This is a genomic window from Acinetobacter rongchengensis (assembly GCF_003611475.1).
Classification (GTDB): Bacteria; Pseudomonadota; Gammaproteobacteria; order Pseudomonadales; family Moraxellaceae; genus Acinetobacter; species Acinetobacter rongchengensis.
Genome location: NZ_RAXT01000099.1, coordinates 1 through 5449, shown reverse-complemented (window position 1 = coordinate 5449; position 5449 = coordinate 1). Strand labels below are relative to the sequence as shown.

The following is a 5449-nucleotide window of genomic DNA, read 5'->3' as shown; positions in this document are numbered from 1 at the left end:
TAGCTCGTTTGCTTTATTCATCATCGAGCCAGCCATACGTCCACCAGTCGTAGAACCACTTAAACGACTACCAAGGTCACTTTTTAAAGCAGAACTCATATTCATGGCCATATTACCAGCCATAAAACCAGCTTTACCCATTGCACTCGATGGGCCTGTGCCAGTTGCTTGAGCCGTTTTAAGCTGTTCACTTGCCAACGCTCCAGCGCCTTTTGTAGCCATAGACGCACCAGCTGCACCAGCAGCAGCGCCAGCTGTCGCAGCAGCCACAGCACGTAGGGCAGAAGTTAAAGCAGCACCACTTCCAATAGATGAACCGTTAATCACACCTTGGAGCATATCAGGCACAATTTTGGTTAATGCCAGCAGTACCACACTACAGCCAATCATACCGACCAAACTTACATTGTCTTCAACATTAAAGCCCGTAGCCCACTCTTGGATAAAAGTAAGTCCAAGACCTGCAATCAATTGTAAGATAAATATTTTTGCACCGACTGAAACAGCATATTGAATAGTTTTCAAGGCATAGTCTTTCGTCCATTGCGAACCTGCAAACCCCATCATTAAGACACTAGCTGACACCACGATATACATTTCAACCAACGCCAAAACCAAGAACGCACAAATCAAGGCAAATGCAATCATGATAATGATTGAAGCAATCAGCATCCCCAATGAATCAATAGGCGACCAAGCACTTACCGAGTTTAAAATCTCTTGGACGATCTTCCAGCCGTTCACAAAAAAATCTGAGGGTGTAAGCAGACTGTAGCCACTGGCGGTAGATGCAGCCTGCCTGAAGCTATTTACAATCGCTTCAGCGAACGTTGCTGAGTTCATCAAAAGCCATGACATAAAGCCAGAATCAAAAAATTATTATGTGATCAGATTTCTTTTCTGCTCAAACTGCTCTTCAATTTTTGAACTCAAAAAATTGACAATAGGCTGCAAAGCATAATGCTCCTCTTGCCAATTTTGTTTGCCGATTTCCCCTCTATATTCCTGTATAAGTCGCTGCAATACGAATTTCTGCTCATCAGAAAGCTGAGACATAACCCATCGTGCAGCATTGTCTTTTGAAGCAATATCCTTCATCACTAAACTAAAATAGATCCGGCATAAAGCTAAAATCTGGTTTCTTTCATCTGCATCCTCATCCCAATGCGCTACAATTTCGGGATAAGTGTCAGACATTGCTTGCCATAGTTCTTGATCAGAAATTTCAGGTGCCCATTGGTTTAAAGCTGGCCCAAATAAAACTGTATGATGAGATCTCGCTTTTCTAAGCAATATACTAATATCTGGGTCTTTCTGTGAGCTCAATATTCCACCTTCTTTAAGCTCTTCACGCAGCCATTCACCAAATTGCATTTCATAACTTAAAGGATAAATTCCAGACTGAATCTCATCTTTTAATAAAATAGTAACTTCTAATGGCCTTTGTAATTCCCCAACAGGCTGTGAAATTTTTAGTAATTCTTGTGCAAGCTGCTCACGTAAAGCAGAAGTTAATGGTTGAGTGACCACGACCAGTACATCAAGATCACTTTCTGGCCCTAAACCACCGTCAACAGCTGAACCATAAAGATAAATTGCAAATAATGATTCCGCTAAAAGCTGCTGTAATTTTTCTTGTAGATATTCTAACTGAATTAAATCAGGCATCACTCACTCCTTTAATGGAAGATTAAATAATTCTCTATCTCGATTTTCGGTTAAGTATTTATCGAGTTGAGCCATTAACTTTTCATGAGCAACAGTGTCATTTTCGACGATTTTTAACATACAAGAGCCGATTAAAATCTTACGTCTTGTATCATTCTTTCGTTCTAACTCTTTTTGCTTAGAACGTTCACGAGCTACAGCAGCTTGTTTTTGAGCTTTTAACTGTTTTAACCGCTCTTGTTGCTTAGAAATTTGTTGTTCCAATGACTCAATTTTCATCTTTAACATACCTTTCAAATAGAGGAAATCCCCCTAAATCATAAGCGCACTTGAACATTGCTTTCAAGTTGCTATATGATTGTTGTGGGTTTTCCCGAAGGGCGCACTTTCCCAAACTAAAGTTTGGAGTGCGTAAGGGGACACCCCTTAACCCCGAAAAAAAATTTTCAATTTTTTTTTAAAAACACTTGTCAATGGGACTTTACATCGTGGCTATTTTTCACTTTTCAGTAAAAAATATTAGTCGATCAGATGGTCGAAGTGCTGTTGCGTGTGCTGCATATAGATCAGGGGAAAAATTGAAAGATGAACGCTATGGAAAAGAGCAGGATTACACGAAGAAAACAGGCATAGAATTTAAAAATATCTATGCGCCTGAAAACACCAAAAAAGAATTATTAGATCGGGAAACGCTTTGGAATACGGTCGAAACCATTGAAACTAGAAAAAACTCTCAATTATCAAGAGAATTTGAAGTTGCATTTCCTTGTGAATTAAACCAAGAACAACGAGAGAAGATGCTCAATGAGCTATGCGGAAAAATTGTAGAACGTCATAAGGTCGTTGTTGATGCAGTCATTCATGCCCCACATACCGCAGGCGGAAGTGATGACCGCAACTATCACGCCCACATCATGCTCACTACACGCAGCATTAACCAACAAGGCGACCTTGATAAAAAAACGAGAGAATTTAACGACAACGGCAAACAAGAAGTCGAACACTGGAGACAACAGTTTGCGGAACTCTGCAATCAATTTCTTGAACAGGTTGGCAGCCATGAGCGTGTCGATCACCGCAGCTACAAAGAGCAAGGTTTAGATTTAGAAGCCACACAGCATGAGGGTTCTACAATTACCCAACTTCGCAGACAGGGCAAGGACACTGAAATCAGTTTAAGTAACGATGCGATTAAGGCTAGAAATACAGAACGCCAATTAATTAAAGGACTTGAGCAAGAAATTTTAGCCACAGAACGCCTTGTTCATGACTTGGAACAGACCAGGGAAAATTTAGACCAGGAACAACGCCAAAAAGAAAAAGACCAGGAACAACGTTCCCCTGAAGAATTAACCAAAATTGCATATAGCGTTATTTCGCAATATAACGACGCTATAGCCACAGAAGCGAAAAACATAGCGTCATCTATCCAAAAAACAGAAATCGAGCAAATAAACGCTGTTTTGGAGCAAATAGAGCTATCTAAAAGCGATATTAAACACCAAAAAGAAGAACTAGGAAAAAGACCCCTGTTTTTTGGCGGAAAATGGGATACAGCAAATGCTGAAATTCAGAAGCAGTTGAACCAGCTGGAAGAACAAGAACGAGAATTGAGGAATAACTCCCCTCGATTTGAGCCTGAACGCTATACAGATCGGGCAAAACTGACTGTAAACAAGGCTAATCCAAACCTAAAAGCTAAATATGACCGAGCAAGAAATTATCTTGAGCGAGAACAACAACGGAAGTTAGCCGAACAGGAAAAACGAAAACAAGAAGCCAAAGCCATACAAGAACAAGAAAAACAGGCATTTTTTGCACGTAAAGCCTTGCGTGAACAAGGTAAGCATGAAGAAGCCAACAAGATGCTTGAAGCCGAAAAGCGGAATAGACCACGTTCAAGATAGGTATATCTATGGTGCAAAATATATGATTTTGCACCATAGATATACCTATTCTTTTTGGTGTTTATTAAAATTATCTAAACAATACATGGTTTTACAGAGCGAGTGTCTACGAGCGAACTAGCAATATTCGACCCTCGACCCTCTGAAAAACCGCTTTTAAATGACTTGAACCCTAGAAAATCTATATTTTCATGTTGAAATCTGCACCTAGACCGAGCGAAGCGAGCATAAAGCCTTATGAGCGAAGCGAATTCATAGTTGCTTTTGCTTTTAGATTTCACAAACAGGATTAACCGAAAAATTGCCCCTCGAAGCGAGCTTGCGAGCTTGCGAGCTTGCGAGCTTCAATAAAGTACGAGCTTTAGCGAGTACATAGGGCAATTTTGACCCCTCCCCTCTTTTTTAATTTTTTTATTTTTTTTAATTTTTAGGGTGACTGAAATCCTTATATAGCAATGGTTTCAGACTTTATATAGCAACGTTTATCTTGCAATATAGCAACGTTTATCTTGCAATATAGCAACGTTTATCTTGCAATATAGCAACGTTTATCTTGCATATTACAACATTGTTATATAATGTTGCTATAACAACAAAATTCGAATAAGTTGCTATGTATGAAAAAAGACCTAGTCGTTAAGGATAATGCGCTGATCAATGCCAGTTATAATTTAGACCTTGCAGAACAACGCCTAATCCTTTTAGCAATACTGGAGGCGAGGGAGTCTAATATCCCTAGTGACCGTGATTTAACTATCCATGCAGAAAGCTACATTAACCATTTCAATGTCCATAGAAACACCGCCTACAAAGTCTTAAAGGATGCTTGCAAAAACTTGTTTGAGCGTCGCTTTAGTTACCAAAAATTAACGGCTAAAGGCAATCTTGAGAATGTTATGAGCCGATGGGTACAGCGTGTGTCCTATGTTGAAAATGAAGCCCTTGTCCGTATCAGGTTTTCAGATGATGTTGTGCCACTGATCACCAACCTAGAGAAGCATTTCACCAGTTATGAACTGGAGCAGGTAAGTAGCCTAACGAGTGCCTATGCCATACGTTTATATGAACTACTAATTGCATGGCGTAGCACTGGGAAAGTATCAATGCTTGAAACTAAGGAATTGAGGTCAAGACTTGGTGTATTGGACACAGAGCATCAACGGATGGAATCGTTTAAAAGACGAGTATTAGAGCCTGCTATTCAACAAATTAACGACCATACCGACATTAAGGCAGAATACGAGCAACATAAGCGAGGACGTTCAATCATTGGGTTTTCATTCAGCTTTAAACAGAAATCCAAGCCTAAAACAATCAACCATGAACGAGATCCAAGCACGGTTGATATGTTCTGCAACTTGTCAGACAGTCAGATAAATACTTATAGCTCAGTATTGTCTAAAGTCCACAGTATCAGCGACCTAGCAGGGAATAAGGACTATCAAGCATTTGCAATATGGATTGCCAATATTTTACGTGACCCGTCCAGTGTGCGAGAAGAAACGGCAAAACGCATATTCAAGGCATTGCGAACAGAAACAGATTTTAAAGGTTAAATGGGAGTATTACTAATGACTGATTTATCAAAACTAAGTGAAACCGAGCTATTAGCTATCTGGAATAAAGATAATTTTGGACTGAAAGGTCAACTATACAAACTAGAACAAGAGTACATCGAAGCCAAAGAAATATTGGATAACTGGCAGAATAAAGACCACCCACTTTATGAACGTCATCAAAGTTGTGTGGATGGTCTTATTACAAGGATTGAGCGTATAAAACAACAACTAAACAAATGCGAATAATCAGAAAAAATCTGTCTCGCCCTATGAGATAGTGTTTTCATCCTGATTGCTTTTAGATCGTTTTGACCG

Annotated in this window: 6 protein-coding genes; 3 read left to right on the top strand and 3 right to left on the bottom strand. The window is 39.6% G+C overall.

Translation table 11 applies throughout. The features are described from left to right. The 3 genes from trbL to D7V20_RS18445 form a co-directional block, all read right to left on the bottom strand. Positions 1-858 (bottom strand): P-type conjugative transfer protein TrbL (trbL, locus tag D7V20_RS18455; protein WP_235831672.1); only part of this gene is annotated, 858 nt, incomplete at its 3' end. Between the two features lie 21 nt (positions 859-879). Continuing rightward, positions 880-1668 (bottom strand): aminoglycoside nucleotidyltransferase ANT(3'')-IIa, encoded by a 789-nt coding sequence (gene ant(3'')-IIa, locus D7V20_RS18450; protein WP_005071978.1) that lies wholly within the window; start codon positions 1666-1668, stop codon positions 880-882. A gap of 3 nt (positions 1669-1671) precedes the next feature. After that, positions 1672-1947 (bottom strand): hypothetical protein, encoded by a 276-nt coding sequence (locus tag D7V20_RS18445; protein ID WP_004919011.1) that lies wholly within the window; start codon positions 1945-1947, stop codon positions 1672-1674. A 209-nt stretch (positions 1948-2156) separates the two neighbouring features. Between D7V20_RS18445 and mobQ the strand changes: the two genes are divergently transcribed. From mobQ to D7V20_RS18425, 3 genes are all read left to right on the top strand, one after another. Then, positions 2157-3575: a MobQ family relaxase gene (mobQ, locus tag D7V20_RS18440; protein ID WP_065996350.1), complete on the top strand. Its 1419-nt coding sequence runs from the start codon at positions 2157-2159 to the stop codon at positions 3573-3575. Positions 3576-4192: 617 nt separating this feature from the next. Then, on the top strand, positions 4193-5131 hold the full coding sequence (gene repM, locus D7V20_RS18430; protein WP_065996348.1) for a replication initiation protein RepM: 939 nt from the start codon (positions 4193-4195) through the stop codon (positions 5129-5131). Positions 5132-5146: 15 nt separating this feature from the next. Further along, complete coding sequence (locus tag D7V20_RS18425) at positions 5147-5380, top strand: hypothetical protein (RefSeq protein WP_065996352.1); 234 nt, start codon at positions 5147-5149, stop codon at positions 5378-5380. The last annotated feature ends 69 nt before the right edge of the window (positions 5381-5449 follow it).

Excerpts from the sequence above, each read along its gene's own strand:
- D7V20_RS18445 (WP_004919011.1), bottom strand. The coding sequence starts at position 1,947 with ATGAAAATTGAGTCATTGGAACAACAAATTTCTAAGCAACAAGAGCGG.
- repM (WP_065996348.1), top strand. The coding sequence starts at position 4,193 with ATGAAAAAAGACCTAGTCGTTAAGGATAATGCGCTGATCAATGCCAGT.
- D7V20_RS18425 (WP_065996352.1), top strand. The coding sequence starts at position 5,147 with ATGACTGATTTATCAAAACTAAGTGAAACCGAGCTATTAGCTATCTGG.